The organism is Sphingobacterium sp. N143 (genome assembly GCF_030325625.1).
In the GTDB taxonomy this organism is placed as follows: domain Bacteria; phylum Bacteroidota; class Bacteroidia; order Sphingobacteriales; family Sphingobacteriaceae; genus Sphingobacterium.
Map to the genome: position 1 here is coordinate 626,052 of NZ_JACAIS010000001.1, position 21,764 is coordinate 647,815.

The window sequence follows — 21,764 nt, forward strand, 5'->3', positions numbered from 1 at the left end:
TCTTTACTCGGTGTCAGCCTCATGGGGTGGATTATCTGATTCAACGATGGAAGTTGACTCAACAATTGCTGGTGTACTCCGGCCAAATTCGATACCATAAACTTTCAGTAATACGCCAACACAGGATAAAATCAGGGGGCCAAATATCAGGCCGAGCATTCCGAAAAGGTTCAAACCCAATAGGACACCAAAGACTGTGATGAGCGGGTGAACATCTCCCAGTTTTTTCAATATCGTAAATCGAAGAATATTATCGATACTCCCGATAATAATGATACCATATAATGCCAAGCCTATGGCATTGCCAGACTGCCCATTGGCCAGTAGAAAGAGGGCTGCAGGAAGGTAGACAACCATGGTTCCTAAAATAGGGATGATCGTCGCTACTGCTGTTAAGATACCCAGAAAAATAGGGCTTTCCAATCCAAAGAACCAATAGCCCAGTCCTGCGACGATACCCTGACAGATCGCTAGGATCGGAATGCCAATGGCATTGGATTTAACCATCATATCAAATTCTTTCCATAATTCTGTCTTACTTGTTTTAGAGAATGGAATTGCATTATAAATTGTTTGTTCGAGCTGCTTGCTGCTGACCAACATAAAATAAAGTACAAATAAGGCGACTAAAACATTGACACCGACTTCAGCAACTGAATTGAGGATATTCGGGATGAATTTGGCAGCCCGCTGCAGTGCGCCAATTAAAGCTGTATCAGAAAGGTCAATATTGCTGAGATAAGGGCTGTCTTTGAAGTAGGTTTTAATGGAGTCAAATTTTTGAATGATCTCATTTTTATTGTTGATGACGTCGGTCACTTGTGGTACCATATAATTGATCAATAAGTATAATGGTCCCACCAGAAATATAATGGTCAGCAAAATCAACAGGATACTTGCTATAGACTTGTTCCAGCCTTTTTCTACCGTCAGTCTGAAGTTGACTTTTCGAAAAAGGACATATAATGTGATCGCACCTAAAAAACCCGGAAGGTAGTAAAACAAACTGGTGAATATTAAAATGCATATCAACAGAATGATGACGATAAGCATAATCTGGTTGATGGAATTGTTGTTTATTTGTTTGTATTTCATATACCTGGAATAAGTACTAGCTGATTAATGACTATTTTATCGTATGACAATATTCTTCAACAAAAGTTTTATCATGTTAAGTTAAACTTCCTTTTTTATAATTTCAATGATTTTTCGAATTTCTTTTTCTTGTTTGCTGGCGAATCCAAATCTTATCCCGCTCAACGATTTGGACTGATAGACAAGATGATTGGGGAGTATGATTCCCTGTTTTTCGATCTTTTTGGTCAATTGTGCCAAATTGATCTTTTTGTCCCATTCGGTCCAGATGGCCAAGCCTGATTCGGGAATATGTAAGGAGAGGACATCACCCAATTGTGATACCATCTGGGTTGCAAAGATATTTCTCCGCTCATTGTATAATTTTAGTGATTTCTTATGAAAGGCACTTAGGACACCATCGTCAATAAGCTCGGTCAAAACTTGCTGGGAAAGGGAATCGTTTTCTCTATCCAGTAGGAAGAGGTATTTACTGACTTCGCGAATAAGGTTTTCAGCAGCAAACACGAGACCATAGCGGAGGTTCGGGGTGAGGCCGGTACCAAAATGATGGAGGTAGATGACCCGGCCATACGGATCTTGTTCAATTAAGGTCGGTAATATTGACCTGCCAAAATTAAACATGGCTTCAAAATCATCTTCAACAATAATGAAATCATACTTCTCAGCCAGATCGATGATTCCGAGTCTTTTTTCCTGGCTTGTTATCCAAGTTGTGGGGAAATGATGTCGTGTGGACAGATATAACAGGCGGATCTTGGTGTTTTTACAGAGGGCCTCAAGATGATCCAGCGCCGGGCCATCATGCTCCATTGGGATGGTTTTGATCTGAGCACCGGCCAGTTGAAAGATCATGTTATTTTCCTGGTCGCCGAGATGGGTGGAGGCGACTGTATCAGATGGCCTGATCAAAGCCTTTGCGACGAGGTATTTGGCTGTATTATGACTGCGGGACACCAGTAAGTTTTTTGGAAGAAATGCTTGCTTTAATCCGTAATTGATATAATTACAAAGGCTCTGCTTAAAGTTTGAATCTGCCTGATATTCGTAAGCGTGACCGCAATACCGAAAAGCATTGGCCCTTTTGGTGCAGGCCGAAAATATGCCCGCTATTTTTGAGAATGGAATCAATCGCTCATCGGGAACTCCTGAATCCAATTGGTAAAGAAAAGACCTGGATGGGCTGCAATATTGATCGAGCAACTGGCTTTCTTCAAAAGTATAGGCGGCAGTTGGTGGAATGGGATAGGGGCCAGCATTGTGTCTATCATGCCGGGATTTGGCCGTGCGGTCGGCAGAAACAAAAGTCCCAATATTGGGCTTGATCTGGAGCCAGTTTTGATTGGCGAGTTCTTTAATGGCCGCAACGACGGTATTTCTATTCAGGCCAATCTGCCTGGCGATATGCCGTGTCCCCGGGAGTTTGGATTGGCTCAATAAAAGGCCCTGTTGTATAGCGAGAATAGTTTGCTGCACAACCTGCATAAATATGGGGGATTGATCGTTTTTGTCAATGCGAATAAAAGTACCAAAATCTATCTGCTCCACGTCACTTGTTTGTTTGCCGTGGGAAAGATAAGCATTTTTGCCAAATTCTAATTTTGATTTTGGGGCATGAGGACCTCCCTATAAATAGTCAGAATATCATATTGTTTGATAAAAAGTAGGGATGTGGTGTGCTGGGGACGATCTGGTTTAGCCGCTGCATTGGTAGAACGAGTACTTGATCTCGCTGTTTTATGAAAAAAAGGATGAGACCTTTTTCCCTTTCCATGGTTTGAAAATAAGCCCATAATCTTTCGTTTTTTTGGTTATAGAGCCGTAATATCCGCAATCGGCCCTATAACTAATATACAAAATAACTTTGGGAATCAATCAATTTATAAAAATTTGACTTCCCCGCTCTTCATCTTTTTCGATGGAGAGTGATACCGGAATCCGCTCTTTAAGCTCTTCAACATGGGAAATAATGCCCACGATTCTATTTTCTTTATGAAGATCCATCAATGTTTCGAAGACGATATTGACGGCATTGATATCCTGGGTGCCAAAGCCTTCATCTATAAAGAAGAATTTTTTTGCGGCCAGGGTATTGGATTGGACGCTTTCTGCCAGTGCCAGGGCAAGGCTAAGGGAGACCTGAAAGGCCTGACCTCCGGACAAGGTCTTCACACTCCGGCTTTTCCCTTCATTCAGATAGTCAATAATCTCGAAATCGTTGTTTTCATTCAGATGTAAGCTGAGCTGGTTACGGGTCATCCGATGAAATCTGATGTTGGCATGATCGCAGAGCTGACGTAAATAAATAGAGGAAACATACTGGACAAATCCAGCCCCTTTGAATAGGTTAAATAGCTGCTTGAGGTTATCATTACGTAGATTTAATTTGACCTGTTGTGCAAGTAAAACCTCTTTCTTCTCGTATGCAGTTTCGAGCTGGCTTAATTCCTGTGCGTATTTTGCCACATTTTCGGTAAGTAGTTTTAAGTGGCCTGCGCTGGCAACAAAAGCAGCTTCTTTTTGTTGAAAAAGTGTTTCGTCATAGACTTTGCCCATAAGTCTCCTGTCCAGCTGGAGCAGCTGGGATTTTGTGGTTTCGAGCTGAATCCGAAACTGTTCGAGTTCCTGCCGGATTTTCTGCACAGGCAGTTCTTCGGCCAGGGTTTCTTTTACCTGGCCAATATGTTCAAATTGTGAGGTAAGGAGAAGTTCCTGGATATGGCCATTAACCTGCGTTAGCTCTGTTGTAATAGTGGAAATCCGGCTGCTGATCGATTGTACAAAACTATTTTGGGCGGCAAACTGATTATTCAATGCATGTAATTTATCATTTAGGGAGGCATAGTCCTTCTCCAGCTGAAGGTTGGAAATTTTGAGTTGATTGTATTCACTTTCGACGATGGCCTGTTCCTGCAATTGGTAGTTTGACCAGTTCAATCGTTTTAAGTTGCCAACATTTTGATTGATTTGGGCCTTTTTGCTTGCTTCTTCCAATTCAAACTGTCCCAATGCTTTGCTGTATTTTTCTAGTTTCTCCTCAATGGATAGCAGGGTCGCCTGATGGCTGGTCATGGTTTGTTCCGTTGCAGCAATCTGGGATTCAATGCGGGTAAGCTCTTGTTTCTGTGATAGATAAAAGGAATCATCAGTACTGCTGTAGTTCGGCCATATAAACTGCTGCAGATGCAGTGCACATGAAGCTGTGTTAAGCTCGATCTGGGAGTTGAGATTATTTTGTTGTTCTTGTAAAGCTTGTTGTTTGAGTAGGAGTTTTTCAATCTCAAATTTCTGCTCGCGCTTACGTTTGATTTGTTCATTTGTCTCTGTGATCAGCCGGTCATTTTCTATCGTGTCCTGGGTAATATCTTGAATTTCGGCTATTTTAGGATGTTCAAGGGCGCCACATAAGGGGCAAGCTGACCCGGGGATGAGATTGGATGCGAAGTGAGACAGCCTTTGTTGTAATAATAAATGTGTTTTCTCATCATGGAGCATCTGGAGCTTGTCATCAAGTTCTTGCAATTCTAAGCGGTGCCGGTCGTTATATTTTTCGATGTCATTAACTAGACCTGCTAGTTCCTGTTTTACAGCTTTGATCGTACTATTTAGCTCAGCATTTTGTTTGTCCAATTCCGTTTTTTGCTGCTGAAGCGCCTGTTGTCTGGCGTACCATTGTCCGAGTTCCATAAGTTCACTGGCAACGGGTTTTGATTTTTTTAAGTTGTCGAGTACTTTTTCGGTATGCTGGATACTGGATTTGCACTGGATCTGCTGTTCTTTTGTTTCAAGGACAAAATTTCTGCCCTTTTCGGCACGTTCCTGCAAGCCCTTTATTTCGTTTGAAAATACCATGAGCTGGAGAATTAACTCGAGGTCCAGTTCATCGATCCGGCGTTCGGGCAAGCGTTCGTACTCCGCTTTCACCTGTTGCTGCTGAAGGGTTATCTGTTCAATAAGCTGTTGGATTTCTTCGAGTTTAGTCTTTGCAGCCGCGAGACGGCTTCCTTCAGCGCTGTTTTCTTTGTCGAGCTTTTCTTTTGTCGTAAGGATAGGTTGAAAATTGAGCTGTGCTTCTTCAAAGCGATTCAGACCTTGCTGCAAGCGCTCTTTTTCGCCTTGCTGATCAGATAGCTGTTGAAATAGGGATTTGATCCTGCTGTGCTCCGCAAAGCCTTCTTTTAGGTTTTTAAGTTCCTGGAACTCTTCTTGTAAAATGTTGTTCCTATGCTCCGCATGGGTGAAAGATTCCCGTTCAGCCTGGAGCCTGGCCTGGGTGGATTCAATGCGATCGGGTGTGATATCATCAAATCCAAGGAGCTGCCCATTGAGCTGATCCAGTTCGGATTGATTTTTTTTATAGAGATCGGATACTTTGTCCTGGAGGTCAAAGCGATGGAGCTGAAAGATCTCTTTCATCATATCGGTGCGTTCCTTTGCACCGAGCTCGATAAACTCTTTAAACTGTCCCTGTGGAATAATGATGGTTCTTTTGAAGTTCTCGTAACTTAATCCGATGATTTTTTGTGTGTTACTGCTTTCTAGTGGAACCCATTGTTCATTGCTTTTTTCGTATAGGACAACCGTTGTTGTCTTGACATCATCAAAGTTTTTGGAGTTCCGTTTGAACTCTCTGGTGACCTTAAATATGCGATTTTCAAAGTTGATGAAATCAAATTCCAGATAAGAACGATTGGATTTGAGATTCATCATGTTATAGGCGCGTCTATCCCGGGCATTTAACCGTTCCGTTTCGCCGTACAGGGCATAGGTAATCGCTTCCAATAAAGAAGATTTTCCGGAGCCCACCGCCCCAAAGATCCCAAAGAGCCCAACCTCGGATAAGGTGGAGAAATCAATGGTCTGGCGTTCCTGATAGGAATATATACCTTCTATAATTAACTTTAAAGGAATCATGATGTTAAGAATTTAGTATTTCGCGAAAAAGGTCAAGAATCTCGTCATTGGGAGTCTGGTTGGCATTTTTAGACCTGAAATAGTCCTGAAAGAGCAGGGAGATATCTTGCCCCAGATTGATCTCCTTGTTCTTCACTGTATGTTCATTATCCTGTTGCACCACGGGGATCAGGTATACTATACCGGCGTGGGTCTGGTAAATTAATTTACGGTCCTCAGCCTTTAAGAATGTTTGGGATTTCAGACTGAGCTCTACCCAGGTTTCCTGATTTTCAGCCAGCCAGGCAATACATTGACCGATGTCATCAAAGGATTTTCTGATCAATGCTTTTCCTTGCGTTAATGGTATTTTCTCGAATGTGACAAGGCTGTCCGGAACAGCATTTACTAAGGTTACATATTTGGTCTGTCCGGCTTCGGCAAAGCTGTAGCAAAGCGGAGAAGATGCGTATACCACAGGCCTATCAGGCGATCCGATGTTTTTGAACCCATGGATATGGCCCAGGGCGGTATATTGGATCTGGTTGGGGATTGATTCTGAATAGATCAGGTCAGCATTTCCGATTTTGATAGGTTTTTCTCCGTCAGGTTCCTCAATCAGGCTTGTCCCGATTTTGTTCATGTACAAATGGGCTGCCAATAGATTGACACCCTTGTGGTCACAGTAAGTATCCGCCAGCTTTTGCCAGTTCTTGGCCAGCACTTCATTTAGTTTAGCTTCTTTTTCCTCACCAAGATATTGTTTTAAACGGATCTCATTGGCGTATGCGGTATGCAGAATGCGAACCGGATAATCGTAATTGTTGATAGCCAGCTCGATGAATCCAGTGTCTGAACGGAGCACAGAAAATCCTTCAGTCGCAAAAGGGGTAACTATGGCATTTGGATGTCCTATTAAAATAATACCTGAAGCCCGAGCCAGGGGGTCGGGGGCGTCGATCAGGTTTGGGGAATCGTGATTTCCTGCTAGGGCTATCACTGGGCGCATCCCATTTTTTGACAGGCGTTTGATTGTTCTGTAAAACAATTCGATGGCCTCAACCCCAGGATTGAATGTGTCAAAAAGATCGCCGGCAATGATAACCAGATCGGCTTCTTGCTGATCAGCGATCTGGATGATCTCTTCCATCACCAAGTGCTGCTCGTCCATGCGTGAGAAGCTGTCCAGTCTTTTGCCCAAATGCCAGTCGGCAGTATGTAGTATTTTCATGATATGCCCTGCGTTTTACGTCAAACAGTACAAACTAAGATAAATTTGCCCTGATATGCAATTATAATTGTACCGTATGATTAAAATTTATGGTTAGATGAAGTTTGCTCCATCCAAGACTGATCCCTGGAGCCTTATTCCTGAGGCTATTTTATGAAAAAGATGGGTGTAAGGCAAAGCTAATTTTAGTCCATGTCGGAACAGCCAAGCTAACTAGCTGTACGGACAGGATGCTAAAATGTTAAAACATGTTAAATGCCCCGGCCAATAATCATTTAATGGTATTTTTAGCGCTCCAAATTAGGCTAATATATTTCGAAGACAATTTAGATTTATGCAAAAGGTTTACCTATGCTTGTGCTTTTTCTTGTTGATGTTGAGAGGAGGGAGCGCACAGGAGATACAGGCAATCAAAAACAAGACGGCTTATCCTTTTTTATTGAAAGATGGACCGCAGGGTGACAATGAAGGATATGTGCTGGAAGAGGAGAACGAGCTATCGCAGCAGGAAAAGGAATCTCAGGATTCTTTTGAGGCGGAAAAGAAGCCCGTCTTTGTGTTCTTACATGGTAGGAGCTTATCGGGAACAAACCTGAACCGAGTGAAACGTTATGGAGTACTTTATGCCATAGAAAAGGGGCAGGAAGTTCCAGGGATTATCGTCGCTCCACAATCGCGTGGAGGATGGGACCCGGATAAGGTGATGGAGGTTGTTGATTATGTTATTGCTCACTTTAATGCGGATCCTGACCGTATTTATATTTGTGGGATGAGTATGGGTGGATATGGAACCATGGATGTAGCCGGCAAATATCCTGAAAGAGTTGCTGCGGCAGTGGCCATATGTGGTGGTGGGTCCAGTCAGTACGCCGCTAATTTAACGCAGGTGCCCATATGGCTTCACCATGGAACGGCCGACCGTGCGGTGCCGATTTCAGAATCCCGAAAAATTATGAAAGCTATTAAAAAGGCAAATCCTGATGCTAATGTGCGCCTGAATGTTATTAAAGGAGGAACGCATGGAAGTGTTGAACGCTTATTCCATGATGATGCGATTTATAACTGGATGCTTAAGTTCAGGAAAAAGCAGCGTTCATAAGCTTCAAGGGGACAGGGTACCTGCCGAGCAGGATATAAAAACAAAAAAGCCTGATGTGTACCATCAGGCTTTTTTGTTTGCTGTAAATATTCTTTAATGGACTAAATCATATGCTTGCCGGTTAGTGGCATGACTTCTGGCGTATGCAGGCTAACCTTCATTGCTCTTGGCAAGCTGGGTCTTATTAAATTGTGCCATCAATATATTTGGCTGATGAATTAAATGGCTTTTGGCCAGGTATTCAGGATCGTCCGCATAAATGAATAAAAGTGTCCCATTTTTAATGGTATTGATAATAGGCTTTGCGTATTTGCGTGGTACAGCGGGACAACCGTAACTTTTGCCCAAGCGGCCCAAGCTAGCTATGGTTCCGGTGCTGCAATAATCGGCACCGTGCATCACGACATACCTTGCTTTGGCATTGTCATTGATGCCCTCTTCAAGACCATTGAGTACCAGTGAATAACCGTTTTCTCCATTATAGGTATTTTCAGTCATAAAAAATCCCAAGGAACTTTTCAGTGATTCCTGTTGATTTGAAAAATCTACGGCATAATTCTCTCCACTATTTTTTCCATGTGACACCAGTGTGTTGAAAAGAACTTTTTTACGGTTCAGATCCAGCACAACCAGCCTCTTTTCCGTCGATGCCAACGAAAAATCAATGACTGTCATGATGTTTTTGTTTTGTATCGGAAGTTCCTTTCTGCCTTCCATTGCTTGTCGGAATGCCTCGTATTTCAATACGGGACCTAAATTCATTTCATCATATAAGGAATCAACATCGGTGCGTTGACGTTCTACATTTATATGATGGGTAGTGGTTTGTTGATCTGTTGTTTTTAATTCTTCTTTTGATGACAGTGCTGTATTTAGTGCCATTAAAAGAAACATAAACGTATTTCCCATTCTCCTCCCTTTTCTGTAGATGTTTTTGCAAAAATAATCGTAAAGTTAATACATATTTGATTTACAGAATGTTAAATAGTGTTAATCAATCACTATAACGAGCGACGCAAGATCTTTTGACCTTTTATAAACAAATTGCGCATGGGATGACGCATTTCTGACACACATATGTGACTTAGGGACCGTTCCCAAGGTTTCACTGTATTCAATGATGCTTCCTTTCGGATCATTGGTCGGAACACCATGAATGTAGGCTCCAGCAGTAAAGCGTGTGGCATAAGGGGCAAAACCGCCATAAGTACGGGTTCCGTCTTTAAAATAGAACATTTTTGACTTATGTTCCTGTACCACAAACAGGCCTGTGGGTGTTTCCTGTGCATGAGGTGGCTTGTGTCTGCCGCTGGTCGCTGGGTTCATGCTACGTATAATCCATTCTTTACCAGATTTTTCTAGCGTACAGATATTCTGGTTCTTGACATCAACGATATTGATGATGTTGAATTGCACGCTGTCTTTGATCAGGCGTAGGTATTTTTTTGGAACGGTATATTGGCCTTCAAATGATACTCCGGCGATAGGGATTCGGGCTAATGTATCTGGCCCCTGTACCCGGACCAGCCATCCATCACGTCCATAGCGGACAGCTTTGTCCGTAGTCAGATCATATAATGGGGCAGCCTGGTATCTTTCGACATTGAAGCTATCGGATACGCGCCTATAGGCATCCCGCTGATAGTGCTGTATGGTAGGGGCTTCGCCATTTTCGTTTTGGTAATTCTGGAGTACAGCATACAAGGATGGGGTTTGTTGAAAATTTTCAACAAATGCTAGCTTTTCCTTGATTTTGTCCCATTGAAATTGCCGTGTGGTGTCTTTATATGGATAAGTGTCCGTTAAGGTGTATTTATCGTAACGTAATTCTTTTTTAAGGATAATATCATCAGCACTTAGCATTTTCGGCTTTTCTTGCTCTTTGTCAGGAGCGGTTTCCTGATGCTTGATGGGCTGCTCATTAGGATTGTTATCGGTGGTGTTTTTCTTTTCTTGCTGACATCCCAGTGATAGGAACAATAGGCTAAATAAGATACATGTTAATCCTTGCTTCATATATGGATTATCTAAATTATTGTTTTACTCTTTAAATATAAGAATAAAACACATTTTTTAAATGATTGGTAAAAAGTTAGTTTTGTCTTAATTAAGTAAAAGATATGCAAAAAATAGTGATATGTTCGGCTATGATGGTCAGTATGGACGGGGAATTGTTGATGGTCAGGAAAAAAGGTTCACTTTATTTTCAGCTGCCTGGTGGAAAGATGGCGATTGGGGAGGAGCAGGAGGAAACACTGGCAAGGGAGCTGAAAGAAGAACTTCAGCTTGATGTGAGCAACATAGACCTTCAGTTTATCGGTAAGCATATCACGGAAGCCGTCAATGAGCCTGATACATTGGTAGAGGGGAATATCTATTTGATTAGATTGAAAGAAAAATACGCTTTTATCCCTTATGAAGAGCTGGAGGAGGTGCAATGGATTAATAAGGCGAACTGGCGAAATTACAAATTGGCACATCTTGCCGCGGAATTTGTGGTTCCAAAATGGCTTGCGGATACTTTTGATGTTTGAATCAGTTCTTGTGAACAATTTAAATCTTTGTTTGTTAAAGCTTTATAAAAAAAGTGTTAACTAAATAATGATTATGGAAAATCACCTTTTAAAACAAGCGAAAGACTTTTTTGATGATGAGGTTCTCGCACACATGGGGCAAACATTAAACCAAGACAAGGAGCAGGTAAAGCGGGGGCTGGATGTGGTGGTTCCTTCTTTGTTTTTGGGATTGAGTCAGCAGTCGGATTCTGGGATTGGAATTTCCAGTATTTTGGATCAGGCTAAACAGCATTTTTCGAATTTTGATCTGAGCGAGCTTATGGGAGGTGGTCCGGTGGGAACGACAGCGGAAGTTCAGGCTGGAGAAAGTGGTCAGTCAACTTCTGGTCAGTTATTGACTTCCATATTTGGTGGTGGACTGGAAACGGTTTTAAGTACAGTTGCCGGTTACCTGGGCTTTAATGGGGAATCGGTCAAGAAATTGATGGGCTTGTCATTGCCAGCTATTTTTTCGAGCCTGACCAATAAGGGACAAAATTGGGATTCGAGTACAATTAGCCAGGTGCTGCAAGAAAATAAAACAGCGTTTGCTGCAGCTATCCCGGCAGGGTTAGGATTAGGTGCTTTTGGAAAATTATTTGATGGTGGGGCATTTTCAGCTCCTGAAGAAAAACTGCCTGAGGATATTGCTGTGCCTACGGATGCTGTCAAAGGTAGTGGGGTACCTCCGATACCAACTCCTATTGATCCAGCAACAGAATTGGCAGCACATAAAGAGCCTTTGTCTTTACCCAGGTCAGATGAGGGCAAAGCCGCGGTGGCAACAGGTTCATCAGGTGGAGGTGGTTGGTGGAAGATTCTTGTTGCATTGATCATTCTGGCGTTGCTCTGGTTTTTGTTTGGTAAAGGATGCAGTAGTGGTAAAAAAGAAGGTGCCACAGATACGAGCGTGAGCCAAGTACAGGTTGATCGCACTGACACCATGCTGAATGGGGCAACCAATGGCGCGGCCGGCGGGGTCGATCGCGAACGTCTGGAGGTGACTCTACCCACAGGTGTCAAACTGGCCGCATTTAAAGGTGGGATAGAGGATCAGCTGGTTCAATTTTTAAAATCAGATTACCAGTCACTTGGTGAAGATTCGTTAAAAAATACATGGTTTGATTTTGATTACCTGAATTTTGAAACTGGAACAGCGACGGTATTGCCCGAAAGTGAAGTGCAGCTGAGCAATTTAGCCGAAATCTTAAAAGCCTTTCCAGCGGCTCATGTCAAAATAGGTGGGTATACCGATAAAACAGGAAATGAAGATTTTAACAAGACCTTGTCTTTAAACCGGGCGAATGCAGTAAAAGATTACCTGGATAAAAAGGGACTCTCGGGTCAGGTGACCGGTGCTGAAGGTTATGGTTCGCAATTTGCTAAATATGCCGCTGATGCTCCTGAATCAGATCGGATATTGGACCGTCATGTCGCAGTCTCTGTAAGATAGTGTGATTGTGGAAAGAGCAGAACTGAAAAGTTCTGCTCTTTTTATTTAATCTACGAGGGTGCCATGCTGGCTTTTGTTGTGCCTGTATTTTCGTCTGAAATAGGTTAGCCTGCTTGTGTAAATCATGTTTTAGAAACTGTATACACAGGCTAACAGGAACTGTCCTGCGGATTTAGTGGGACTAAGATCATTCTTGATAAATTTTTCCCGGTTGCTTTTATCAATTCTGACTTCGGGGATAAATTTAAAACCGTGGTAGTTGTATTCAGCTGTTAGTGTAGTGGCCAGGATGTTGGCGCTGGGGACGTTGTTGTCCACCTCTTTATGGGTCTGAAAGAATTCCTCCCGCAGGCCTATCCCGAAATGTTCTGAAAAATGAAATCTTGGATAAAGTGCTATACCGGTATATCCACCATCATCTTTTTTCTTATACTGCGTTGCATTTAGTCCCAGAAAGAACTTTGATGTAAAGTCATAATTAGCGACCAAGTCGAGTAATGTTCCGGAAGAATAGTTTGCTTTGCCACCGACAGAAGATCCTGTGAGGAAGTTAAGATAGAAACTGCCCTTATCATTCGGTGTATAAGCCAGCTGAGAACCTACATGGGATACGCCATTCATATCTTGGTACACGTTCCAATCATTGAATATACCTATCATCAGTGCTATTTTGTCGGAGAAATTATAGGTCGCTTTTAAACCTGCATCCTGGAAGGGGCCTGCGCCAAAAAGATAGGAGGTTGAGTAATGGAAGTTGTAGGTGGGTGATATGACCTCAAAACCCACAAAGGTACCCATAAAACCAGCAGTAAGGTTTAGTTTATCGGTCAGGTCATAACCGATATAGAGATTTTGGATATGGAAACTATTTTTATCGTCGCCGGATTGCCCGTCACCATTGATGATGGAACGGTATTGTCCGCGCGGTCCAAAGGACAGTTCACCAACAAAAGATGCCTTTTTGATTTTCTTTTTTAGGGCGAGATCAACCATTCCGATAGAGACTGAATTGTTGTCTTCAGTAAAGTAAGTATTGATGTTTGGTTTATTCTGAAAGTCATATTTCCAATAAGTGTCTACTGATCCCGATATTTCTATTGGTTTTTCTTTGTTTTCTTCTTGTGATATGGATTTTTTTGAGATAAATATTGAAAAAATAATTAATGGAATGATCTTTTTCATGTTTTTGTGTGGTTTAAGTTTGATTTGTTTGTGGTTTTGTTGGTTTTTATTGTTTTTACTATAGGTTTTTGGTGTTTTGTATTTGTTTTGATGTGAAATTATGTAAAAAATATTATAAAAAATAATATTTGATAGTAATTTTTTAATAAAAACACTTTATATTTGTCAAAACAATAAGTAGTAAAGGGTTTTTGTCTTGTTTTTGTATTTTATCTAACAATTTATTGGTGTATTAATAAAAACTAATCAGTTTAAACAAATGAAAAAAATTATTCCACTTTCGGTTCTGGTACTTTTAGGTGTATTAGGACTTTTATTTCCCTCGATAGATTTAACGGCGTTGGACACAACAACATTCGATACCGGTGATACCGCCTGGTTGTTGACTTCTTCAGCGTTGGTATTGATCATGACACCCGGTCTAGCTTTTTTTTATGGCGGAATGGTCAGTAAAAAGAATGTGATCTCAACGATGATGCAGAGTTTTATCTGTATGTGCTTGATGACGATCTTATGGGTTATTTTCGGATTTAGTTTAGCTTTCGGTAATGACATTGGTGGTATTATCGGAGATCCCCGTACCTTCTTTATGATGAAGGGTACCCTGGGGAATATTGCTTGGGGAGCGCTGCCGACCATACCTTTGGTTTTATTTGCCATGTTTCAATTGAAATTTGCGATTATAACCCCGGCCCTCATTACGGGTGCATTTGCGGAACGTATCCGGTTTAATTCTTATATGTTGTTTATTATTCTGTTTGGTATCTTTATCTACATGCCGCTGGCACATGCAACCTGGCATCCAGAAGGGATTTTAGCCAAATTCGGAGTGCTTGACTTTGCCGGCGGGACTGTGGTGCATATGTCGGCGGGTTGGGCTGCATTGGCTGCAGCAATTTATTTAAAAGGCCGGAAGTCTCAAACACATAATCCTGCTCGTATCACGTATGTGATCTTAGGAACAGCCTTGCTTTGGTTTGGCTGGTTTGGATTCAATGCCGGTTCGGCCGGTGGTGCAAATAGCCTGGCGGCCTATGCTTTCGCCACAACAACTACCGCCTCCGCAATGGCGGCCATGGCATGGATCTTCGTCGACATCATCCGTGGGAAAAAACCATCGGCAATGGGTGCCTGCATCGGTGCTGTCGTGGGCTTGGTTGCTATCACACCGGCTGCTGGGTTTGTGAGCATTCCCCATGCTATGGTCATCGGTCTGATCGCTGCACTGATCAGTAATTTGGTTGTCTATTTAAGAAGTAAAACAAGTATCGATGATACCTTGGATGTATTTCCCTGTCATGGTGTAGGTGGGATGGTAGGCATGGTGTTGACGGGTGTTTTTGCGCATCATAATGTTAACCCTTTGGTGGTCGATAATGGCTTGTTTTTTGGTGAAACGAAATTGTTTTTTGCTCATACAGTAGCTTTATTTGCTGTTTCTTTCTTTGCTTTTGTAGGATCTTTGATCTTATTGAAAGTAACGGATCTGATTTCTCCTTTGCGTGTGGAAGAGACAGATGAAGAACTTGGGCTTGATGTGTCGCAGCACGCTGAAGCACTTTAATTGCTATCACATACGGTATGTTATCCCAAACACTGCCTTTTTACAAGGCCGTGTTTGGGATTTTTTTTGCACCTTTGCCAGGAACTGATGAAACTATGAAATTACATGTATAGCATGAATGAAACGATTAAGAACACCCTACGCTCGGATTTTGAGAAGATGATGCGCTATAGCTTACAAAAAAATGGCGATTTCGGTTTTGCTATCTTTGGTGACTATGCTGCATCTGTTCTCAATTTCTATGTTGGAAGCTCCATATTAATGCAAAATGAAAAGCCTGAGGCGGCATTGTTCCTGGCGAACTTATACAATGCAGGGATCAAGCATGTCATCAACGAACAAGATCTTCAGGAGATCGCTCATGTTTTGGCACAGGACCCAACGCTCAACTATCAGGTAATCGCCCCGATTTTTGACTAATGTTTTGTCCAGACTAAGTTTCCTGTCTCATAACCACATTGCAGGGCATAGGTCAGGAATTCATTTCTGACCTTATCAGGAATTTCTGTTTCCCTACCCAAAATCCACATATAATCCAGGTTGTCCCCGAACACGAGTGCATAGGTATAATCTGCTGTTACTTTAACGACATTGTAGCCTTTATAAAATGGGCAAAAAAAAGACACCTTCAATGCCCCTTCGTTAGGACTATTGACGAATTTAGCTTTTCCGATCGACTGTTTCCACCGCTCTTTTTCTTCAGAATACCCTTGATTGTTTACCCGGATGGTTCCATTTTTATTTTTGCTGTATTCAGCAGAGACTTGGCTAAGTCCTTTTTCCCAGTGGAAGTCCAGCCGTGCAATTTCGTGCCATTTTCCAAGATATTTATCCAAATCAAAAGGATCTACGACATCAGGGCGTGAAATTACTGGTTTTAGTGCATTGTATGCCACGGCCCCCAAAGCTGCTGTGACCAATAATAAAAGGGATTTTTTCTTGTCTATATTCATCTTTTGAATTTGTTTGTTGATAAAACAACAATTTTGATACGGATATGGTTTAGCCATACCAAGCTATTTTCTTAATTTTGTGACTTAAAAATTGTATTTGTGTATTCGAGGGAAGAGGAAAAGCAGCTAAAACAGTTGTTCTGGACCAAATTTGGACAGTTTATGGCTCTGCATTTGTCTGCTGATGGCGATAAAGTGAACTGGATCAACTATAAGACTGGGATCAAGCATCTGTATTTTAAAATGGATGCTGATAAAAAGCAGGCGCGGATTGCGGTCATCTGGTCTCATCCTGATGCTGGAATTCGGGCCCTGATGGCGGAACAGTTTCTTCAATATAAAGTAATACTGACGGATATCCTGGGTGAAGAGTGGGGCTGGGACATGGAGGCCAGCGATGCCTACGGCAAACCGATCTGCCAGATCTATCAAACATTGGACGGTTATAGTATTTTTAAAGAAGCGGATTGGGGCGAGCTTATTTCTTTTTTTAAACCCCGGATGATCGCTCTTGACGAATTCTGGTCCACCGCAAAATACGCATTCGATATTTTTAAATAATGTTAATTACTATTCTATAAATATATACAACAATGAGAAAAATGATCAAGGGTTTATTGGCTGTGGTGTTGTGTTTTCAACTTTCATCGGTATTCGCCTGGGGAACGATTGGGCATCGTGTTGTGGCTGAAATAGCTGAACGCCATTTGAATAAAAAAGCCAAGAAGAATATAGGAAAAATTATTGGACAGCAGAAATTGGCTTATTGGGCCAATTGGGGTGATTTTATAAAATCTGATCCTAATCCCGAATTAAAAAAACTGGGGAATGCACACTTCATCAATTTGAATTCCAACTTACCCTGGGCTGAATTTCAGCAAGGACTGGAAAATTCAGCCGATGAGAATCTGTATAAAACCGCTATTCGGATGGAAAAATCCCTTGCAGATAAAAATGCTACGCTCGATCAGCAAAAAGAAAATCTTTATTTCTTGATCCACATCCTGGGTGATGCACATCAGCCTATGCATGTAAGCCGTGCAGAAGATCAGGGTGGAAATAAGATCGAAGTCAGCTGGTTTGGTAAAAAATCAAACATACACCGTGTTTGGGACAGTGATCTGGTGGATAATGAAAAATATAGCTATACAGAGTATGCGACTGTTTTAGATGTCAAAAATAAAACTGAAAATGAGCAGCTGAGTGCTGGCGAATTGTCAAACTGGCTGTATGAATCAAATCAGCTTGCTGAAAAAATTTATGCCGATGTGGCCAACAATGCCAATTTATCCTATTCATATGTCTATCAGAATAAAGATGTGATGGAGCAATGTTTATTAAAGGGTGGTTTGCGCCTGGCGAAAGTGCTAAACCGTATATTTGGATAGGTCCTTCCATTTTTAAGAATAACTTATGTTCCCAATTGCTTTAGCTCATGGGACAACAAATAGCCGTATCATTACTTATAGTGATACGGCTATTTTGTTGTGGGACCATAAGTCCAGGGTGGGAATTATACATTTTTCTGCTTACATTTAAACAAAGGGTAGGGCTTGGTTGTTTCATGTCCACTGGCAATCTATTTTCAATGACTATTCCGCAACTGTTTAAAAAAATTGTGCCTTTTGCTAGGCCATACCGTCAATTGATTGTGTATACGTTGGTCCTGACAGCCATTGGTTCTTTTGCTGCGCAGATCAATGCTTTTATCTTGCGGTATACAGTAGATACCATTAATGCAATGATGGTTGCTAAAGAACCCTTGTCCAAGGGGATGTATATTGTAGGGATCATCAGTGCAATCCTATTGTTTAAGGAGGTGGTATACGCGTTAGTCCAATTTGGGCAGAAGTTCTATGGCGAGAAGCTTCGTATTTATATTGCGCGCGATTTTTCCCAATCCATTGTCAAACGAATCCTATCCTATAAATTGGCTTTTTATACCAGGACGGATAATGAAAGTGGGAAACTGGCTACACGGATAGATGCAGGAATAAGCTCGTTGACCCGTTTGGTGCAGAACTTTTTTATTGACATTCTTCCTTTATTTGCCAATGCAATCATTGCCCTGGCCTGTATGTTCTATGCGAATGTTTATGTTGGCCTGGTTGGCCTGGCCGTCATTCCATTGTATCTGTATATCAGTCAGAATCAGGCGTCAAAATTGACAGGTTTTAGGCGTCAGATGCGCAATTATCGTGAATCAAAGAATAATCGTATCATCAGTTTGATTGACTCTATTCTGGTCATTAAATCCTTTGTACGGGAGCCTGAAGAAGCAAAGCGTCATGAGAAAATCCAATATGAAATGACTGAAAATCAAATGGAAACCCGTAAAACCAGTTTTTTCTACGATAGCATCAAGAATTTTGTGGAACAGATTGCTGTGGTTATTATCATTGTGCTGACGGCCTATTTGGTCCTATCCGGACAGATTACCATTGGTGCCATTATGTTTCATATCATGTTGTTCAATAATGTTTCAGCCCCGATACGTCAATTGCACCGTATTTATGATGAAGTCAATGATGCTTTGATTTATTCAGAATCTTTTTTTGAGATTCTGGAATCTGATGATCAGATTGAATCACCGGGCAGTTATCGTCCTGCCAGAATAAAAGGACATCTGGAATTGAAACAGGTATTCTTTGAATATCCCAATGGAACACAGGCGCTGAAAGACGTTAATTTTTCGATTAAACCCAATGAGATTACAGCACTTGTCGGATTAAGTGGAGCTGGGAAGAGTACCATTATCAATCTCCTGGATAAATTCTATGAACCGACAAGGGGCCAGATCCTTTTGGATGGGGTGGATCTGGCCGATTATGATACAGCTTATTTACGGCAGCATATTGGCATGGTGCTGCAGCGCAATCATATCTTTAAGGGGACCATATTTGAAAATATTGAATATGGAAGAATGGGCAGTTCACAGGAGGAAATTGTCGCTGCGGCGAAAAAAGCTTATATTCATCAGCAGATCATGGAGCTACCCAAAGGATATGAATCGGATGCACAATCTCTTTCAGGAGGGCAGCAGCAACGGATTGCCATTGCCCGATTATTCTTAAAAGATCCACCTATTATTTTTCTGGATGAACCAACAGCGAATCTGGATGCCATTGCCACCGAGCAAATTAAAAACAGTTTGGATGCCATTAAAAAAGACCGTACCGTCATCATTGTGTCGCATAGTATTTCTCAGATTATAGATTCCAATGCGATCGTCGTGATGGAGAAAGGTCGGGTAGTGGAGCAAGGACAGCATGAGGATCTGTATAGGTTGAAAGGGACTTACTATCATATCTTCTCTGCGATGGCTAACAGCCTTAATTTGAACAAGATCAGCAGAACATTGCACATGGATGAAAATTGATGGTACAGGCTTTCTTAATTTGTACGGCTATGTAATATCATTCCAATAATAACGAGCATGATTCCAGCACAGGAGTACGCATTTGGCAGGGCAAGCTGTAATAAAATTATTTCGCCCACTAGGGCAAAGATCACCTCCATGGCCTGTGTTGCTTCGATGGCAGCGAGGGCTTTAGGGTTGGTACGGACCATGTCTGTTGCAGTAAAAAATAAGAGTGTGGCGATTACGCCTGAACAGATAGCCACCATCAGCGTCTGTACCAGTTGGCTCTCCATGGGAAGTCCCTGTTCCATGTAACCGAAAATGCTGATTATAATCCAAAAAGGCATGCTGCAGAGGGTCATACCTAGTGTTCGTTGAAATGCGTCTAAACTGTTGCCTGCAATTTGCATCATTTTACGGTTGCCCAAAGGATAGGCAATAGCGCCAATCAGCACGGGAACGCTGCCCAGCAGCATGGATTCGAGGGAGGTCGAGCGTGCTTCTGAAACCTGCATCAAGGCTATTCCCAAAAAAATAATTACTGAAAAAAGGAGCGAGGTTTTGGAAAACCTTTTTCGAGAAGCTTTTTTTTCTAGTAATGGACCGATAAACATGCCCGCGATAATGGTGAATTCAAAGGTGCTGTCAACCAGCCAGGAGGGACCAAAGCTTGCCCCGAAGGTAAGCGTTGCATAAAACAGGCCAAAGCCTATTGTGCTCCATAGCAACCATTGAAATAGGTTAGCGCTGATTGCCTGAAAGAGCGGGCCTATGTTACCCCGAATCCATACGATCATAAACAAGAAGGGAAGCATCCAGATAAAGCGTAATGCTGCAGTCCACTGCCAGCTTCCTCCAGAAATAGCCATGACGCGGTTTAGAACAAAGGTACTGGCAAAAAATAGCGATGCTAATATTCCTAAAAAAAGTGCCGTATTTTTATTTTTTTTTATTGTAAATTGGGATGGCATAAATAAGATGAATGTGCTGTCTGTTTATCAACTGTGAAAGTAAGTAAATGTCCGTTTAATCAGAAATGAAACAAAAAGTAATTGACTTTTATGGCGATTTTCTCATTTAAAATTCCTTATTTTGCCTAATCAATAAAACAAGTAGTAAGAAAATTAATCAAGATGATTATACAACCAAGAACTAGAGGTTTTATTTGTTTAACCTCGCATCCACAAGGGGCTGCGCAAAACATTAAAAATCAAATTGAATACGTGAAATCAAAGGGTGAGATCGCGAATGGTCCAAAGAAAGTACTTGTCATCGGTGCTTCCACCGGATTTGGTATTGCATCTAGGATTTCTGCAGCATTTGGTTCTGGAGCTGCTACAATCGGTGTATTTTTTGAAAAACCTGCAGCAGAAGGTAAGCCAGGAACTGCAGGCTGGTACAATTCAGCTGCTTTTGAAAAGGAAGCGCATGAAGCGGGATTATATGCCAAAAGCATCAATGGTGATGCTTTTTCTGATGAAATAAAACAGCAAACCATTGCCTTGATCAAAAAGGATCTGGGGCAAGTGGATTTAGTGGTTTATAGTTTAGCATCTCCACGTCGCACACATCCAAAAACTGGCGTTGCTCATGCTTCTGTTTTAAAACCAATACAGGAGCCTTTCACTAATAAAACTGTGGATTTTCATACGGGTGTTATTTCGGATATCACCATTCAGCCTGTTGAGAATGATGAGGATATTGCCAACACGGTTGCTGTAATGGGAGGAGAGGACTGGAAATTTTGGATTGAGGACCTGAAAGCTGCCGGTGTACTGGCGGATGGAGCAAAGACGGTTGCCTACTCTTATATTGGTCCAGAATTGACCTATCCGATCTATCGTAATGGAACTATCGGCCGGGCAAAAGATGATCTTGAAGGAACGGTGCCTGCGATCAATGCCATCCTCAGTGACCTGCATGGTGTCGCATATGTTTCTGTCAATAAAGCTTTAGTGACACAATCCAGTTCGGCCATTCCGGTGGTACCTTTGTATATTTCCTTGTTATATAAAGTGATGAAAGAAAAAGGTATCCATGAAGGTACGATTGAGCAGATGCAACGTTTGTTTGCTGAGCGTCTTTATACTGCTGATGGAAAAGTGTTGCTTGACGATAAAGGCCGTATCCGTGTGGATGATCTAGAAATGCGTGAAGATGTTCAGGCTGAGGTTGCTGCTCTTTGGGAAAAAGCAACGACAGAGAATTTGGCTGAAATATCGGATATTGAAGGTTATCGTAACGAGTTTTTTAATCTGTTCGGCTTTAATTTTGACGGTATAGACTACAATGCCGATACCAACGAAGTTGTTGCCGTACCAAGTATAGCGAACTCCTAAGTTCAGCAGACTTTATTATTAAATAAAAGAGCGGCAGAT

18 protein-coding genes are annotated in these 21,764 nt (G+C 41.8%); 9 read left to right on the top strand and 9 right to left on the bottom strand.

Annotated features, from left to right (window positions below; genetic code table 11):
- Window positions 1-3 precede the first annotated feature (3 nt).
- The 4 genes from HX021_RS02680 to HX021_RS02695 all read right to left on the bottom strand — a co-directional run bounded on the left by HX021_RS02680 (window position 4) and on the right by HX021_RS02695 (window position 7,219).
- The gene (locus HX021_RS02680; RefSeq protein ID WP_286588165.1) at window positions 4-1,095 is read right to left on the bottom strand and encodes an AI-2E family transporter; all 1,092 of its coding nucleotides are present in this window, start codon (window positions 1,093-1,095) and stop codon (window positions 4-6) included.
- Between the two features lie 81 nt (window positions 1,096-1,176).
- Window positions 1,177-2,643, bottom strand: a complete 1,467-nt coding sequence (locus tag HX021_RS02685) for an aminotransferase-like domain-containing protein (RefSeq protein ID WP_286588166.1) — start codon at window positions 2,641-2,643, stop codon at window positions 1,177-1,179.
- A gap of 327 nt (window positions 2,644-2,970) precedes the next feature.
- Window positions 2,971-6,009, bottom strand: a complete 3,039-nt coding sequence (locus HX021_RS02690; protein ID WP_286588167.1) for a sbcc family protein — start codon at window positions 6,007-6,009, stop codon at window positions 2,971-2,973.
- A gap of 4 nt (window positions 6,010-6,013) precedes the next feature.
- Window positions 6,014-7,219 (bottom strand): metallophosphoesterase family protein, encoded by a 1,206-nt coding sequence (locus tag HX021_RS02695; protein ID WP_286588168.1) that lies wholly within the window; start codon window positions 7,217-7,219, stop codon window positions 6,014-6,016.
- Between the two features lie 334 nt (window positions 7,220-7,553).
- Here HX021_RS02695 and HX021_RS02700 point away from each other — a divergent pair, with 334 nt between their 5' ends.
- Window positions 7,554-8,318 (top strand): carboxylesterase family protein, encoded by a 765-nt coding sequence (locus HX021_RS02700; protein WP_286588169.1) that lies wholly within the window; start codon window positions 7,554-7,556, stop codon window positions 8,316-8,318.
- A 150-nt stretch (window positions 8,319-8,468) separates the two neighbouring features.
- On the opposite strand, the gene HX021_RS02705 is transcribed toward HX021_RS02700, so the two are convergent.
- Window positions 8,469-9,200 (bottom strand): murein L,D-transpeptidase catalytic domain family protein, encoded by a 732-nt coding sequence (locus tag HX021_RS02705; RefSeq protein ID WP_286588170.1) that lies wholly within the window; start codon window positions 9,198-9,200, stop codon window positions 8,469-8,471.
- Between the two features lie 108 nt (window positions 9,201-9,308).
- On the bottom strand, window positions 9,309-10,334 hold the full coding sequence (locus HX021_RS02710) for a L,D-transpeptidase (protein ID WP_286588171.1): 1,026 nt from the start codon (window positions 10,332-10,334) through the stop codon (window positions 9,309-9,311).
- Window positions 10,335-10,438: 104 nt separating this feature from the next.
- On the opposite strand from HX021_RS02710, the gene HX021_RS02715 reads away from it, so the two are divergent.
- Window positions 10,439-10,852, top strand: a complete 414-nt coding sequence (locus HX021_RS02715) for an NUDIX hydrolase (RefSeq protein WP_286588172.1) — start codon at window positions 10,439-10,441, stop codon at window positions 10,850-10,852.
- A gap of 73 nt (window positions 10,853-10,925) precedes the next feature.
- Window positions 10,926-12,326, top strand: a complete 1,401-nt coding sequence (locus tag HX021_RS02720) for an OmpA family protein (protein WP_286588173.1) — start codon at window positions 10,926-10,928, stop codon at window positions 12,324-12,326.
- Between the two features lie 129 nt (window positions 12,327-12,455).
- On the opposite strand, the gene HX021_RS02725 is transcribed toward HX021_RS02720, so the two are convergent.
- Window positions 12,456-13,508, bottom strand: a complete 1,053-nt coding sequence (locus tag HX021_RS02725) for a porin (RefSeq protein ID WP_286588174.1) — start codon at window positions 13,506-13,508, stop codon at window positions 12,456-12,458.
- Between the two features lie 259 nt (window positions 13,509-13,767).
- Here HX021_RS02725 and HX021_RS02730 point away from each other — a divergent pair, with 259 nt between their 5' ends.
- Both HX021_RS02730 and HX021_RS02735 read left to right on the top strand, forming a co-directional pair.
- Complete coding sequence (locus HX021_RS02730; RefSeq protein ID WP_286588176.1) at window positions 13,768-15,072, top strand: ammonium transporter; 1,305 nt, start codon at window positions 13,768-13,770, stop codon at window positions 15,070-15,072.
- Between the two features lie 114 nt (window positions 15,073-15,186).
- The gene (locus HX021_RS02735; protein ID WP_286588177.1) at window positions 15,187-15,492 is read left to right on the top strand and encodes a hypothetical protein; all 306 of its coding nucleotides are present in this window, start codon (window positions 15,187-15,189) and stop codon (window positions 15,490-15,492) included.
- On the opposite strand, the gene HX021_RS02740 is transcribed toward HX021_RS02735, so the two are convergent.
- Window positions 15,489-16,025, bottom strand: coding sequence for a lipocalin family protein (locus tag HX021_RS02740; RefSeq protein WP_286588178.1), 537 nt, complete (start codon window positions 16,023-16,025; stop codon window positions 15,489-15,491). The two genes, HX021_RS02735 and HX021_RS02740, sit on opposite strands and share 4 nt — an antisense overlap.
- Window positions 16,026-16,124: 99 nt before the next feature.
- Here HX021_RS02740 and HX021_RS02745 point away from each other — a divergent pair, with 99 nt between their 5' ends.
- The 3 genes from HX021_RS02745 (at window position 16,125) to HX021_RS02755 (ending at window position 19,404) form a co-directional block, all read left to right on the top strand.
- Window positions 16,125-16,586 carry a DUF4268 domain-containing protein gene (locus tag HX021_RS02745; protein WP_286588179.1) on the top strand — a complete coding sequence of 154 codons (462 nt, stop codon included), beginning with the start codon at window positions 16,125-16,127 and terminating at the stop codon, window positions 16,584-16,586.
- A gap of 32 nt (window positions 16,587-16,618) precedes the next feature.
- Window positions 16,619-17,413: a S1/P1 nuclease gene (locus HX021_RS02750; RefSeq protein WP_286588181.1), complete on the top strand. Its 795-nt coding sequence runs from the start codon at window positions 16,619-16,621 to the stop codon at window positions 17,411-17,413.
- A 200-nt stretch (window positions 17,414-17,613) separates the two neighbouring features.
- The gene (locus HX021_RS02755; protein ID WP_286588183.1) at window positions 17,614-19,404 is read left to right on the top strand and encodes an ABC transporter ATP-binding protein; all 1,791 of its coding nucleotides are present in this window, start codon (window positions 17,614-17,616) and stop codon (window positions 19,402-19,404) included.
- Window positions 19,405-19,418: 14 nt separating this feature from the next.
- On the opposite strand, the gene HX021_RS02760 is transcribed toward HX021_RS02755, so the two are convergent.
- Window positions 19,419-20,357: a DMT family transporter gene (locus HX021_RS02760; protein WP_502958990.1), complete on the bottom strand. Its 939-nt coding sequence runs from the start codon at window positions 20,355-20,357 to the stop codon at window positions 19,419-19,421.
- A gap of 162 nt (window positions 20,358-20,519) precedes the next feature.
- Here HX021_RS02760 and fabV point away from each other — a divergent pair, with 162 nt between their 5' ends.
- Window positions 20,520-21,725 carry an enoyl-ACP reductase FabV gene (gene fabV, locus HX021_RS02765; RefSeq protein ID WP_286588186.1) on the top strand — a complete coding sequence of 402 codons (1,206 nt, stop codon included), beginning with the start codon at window positions 20,520-20,522 and terminating at the stop codon, window positions 21,723-21,725.
- The last annotated feature ends 39 nt before the right edge of the window (window positions 21,726-21,764 follow it).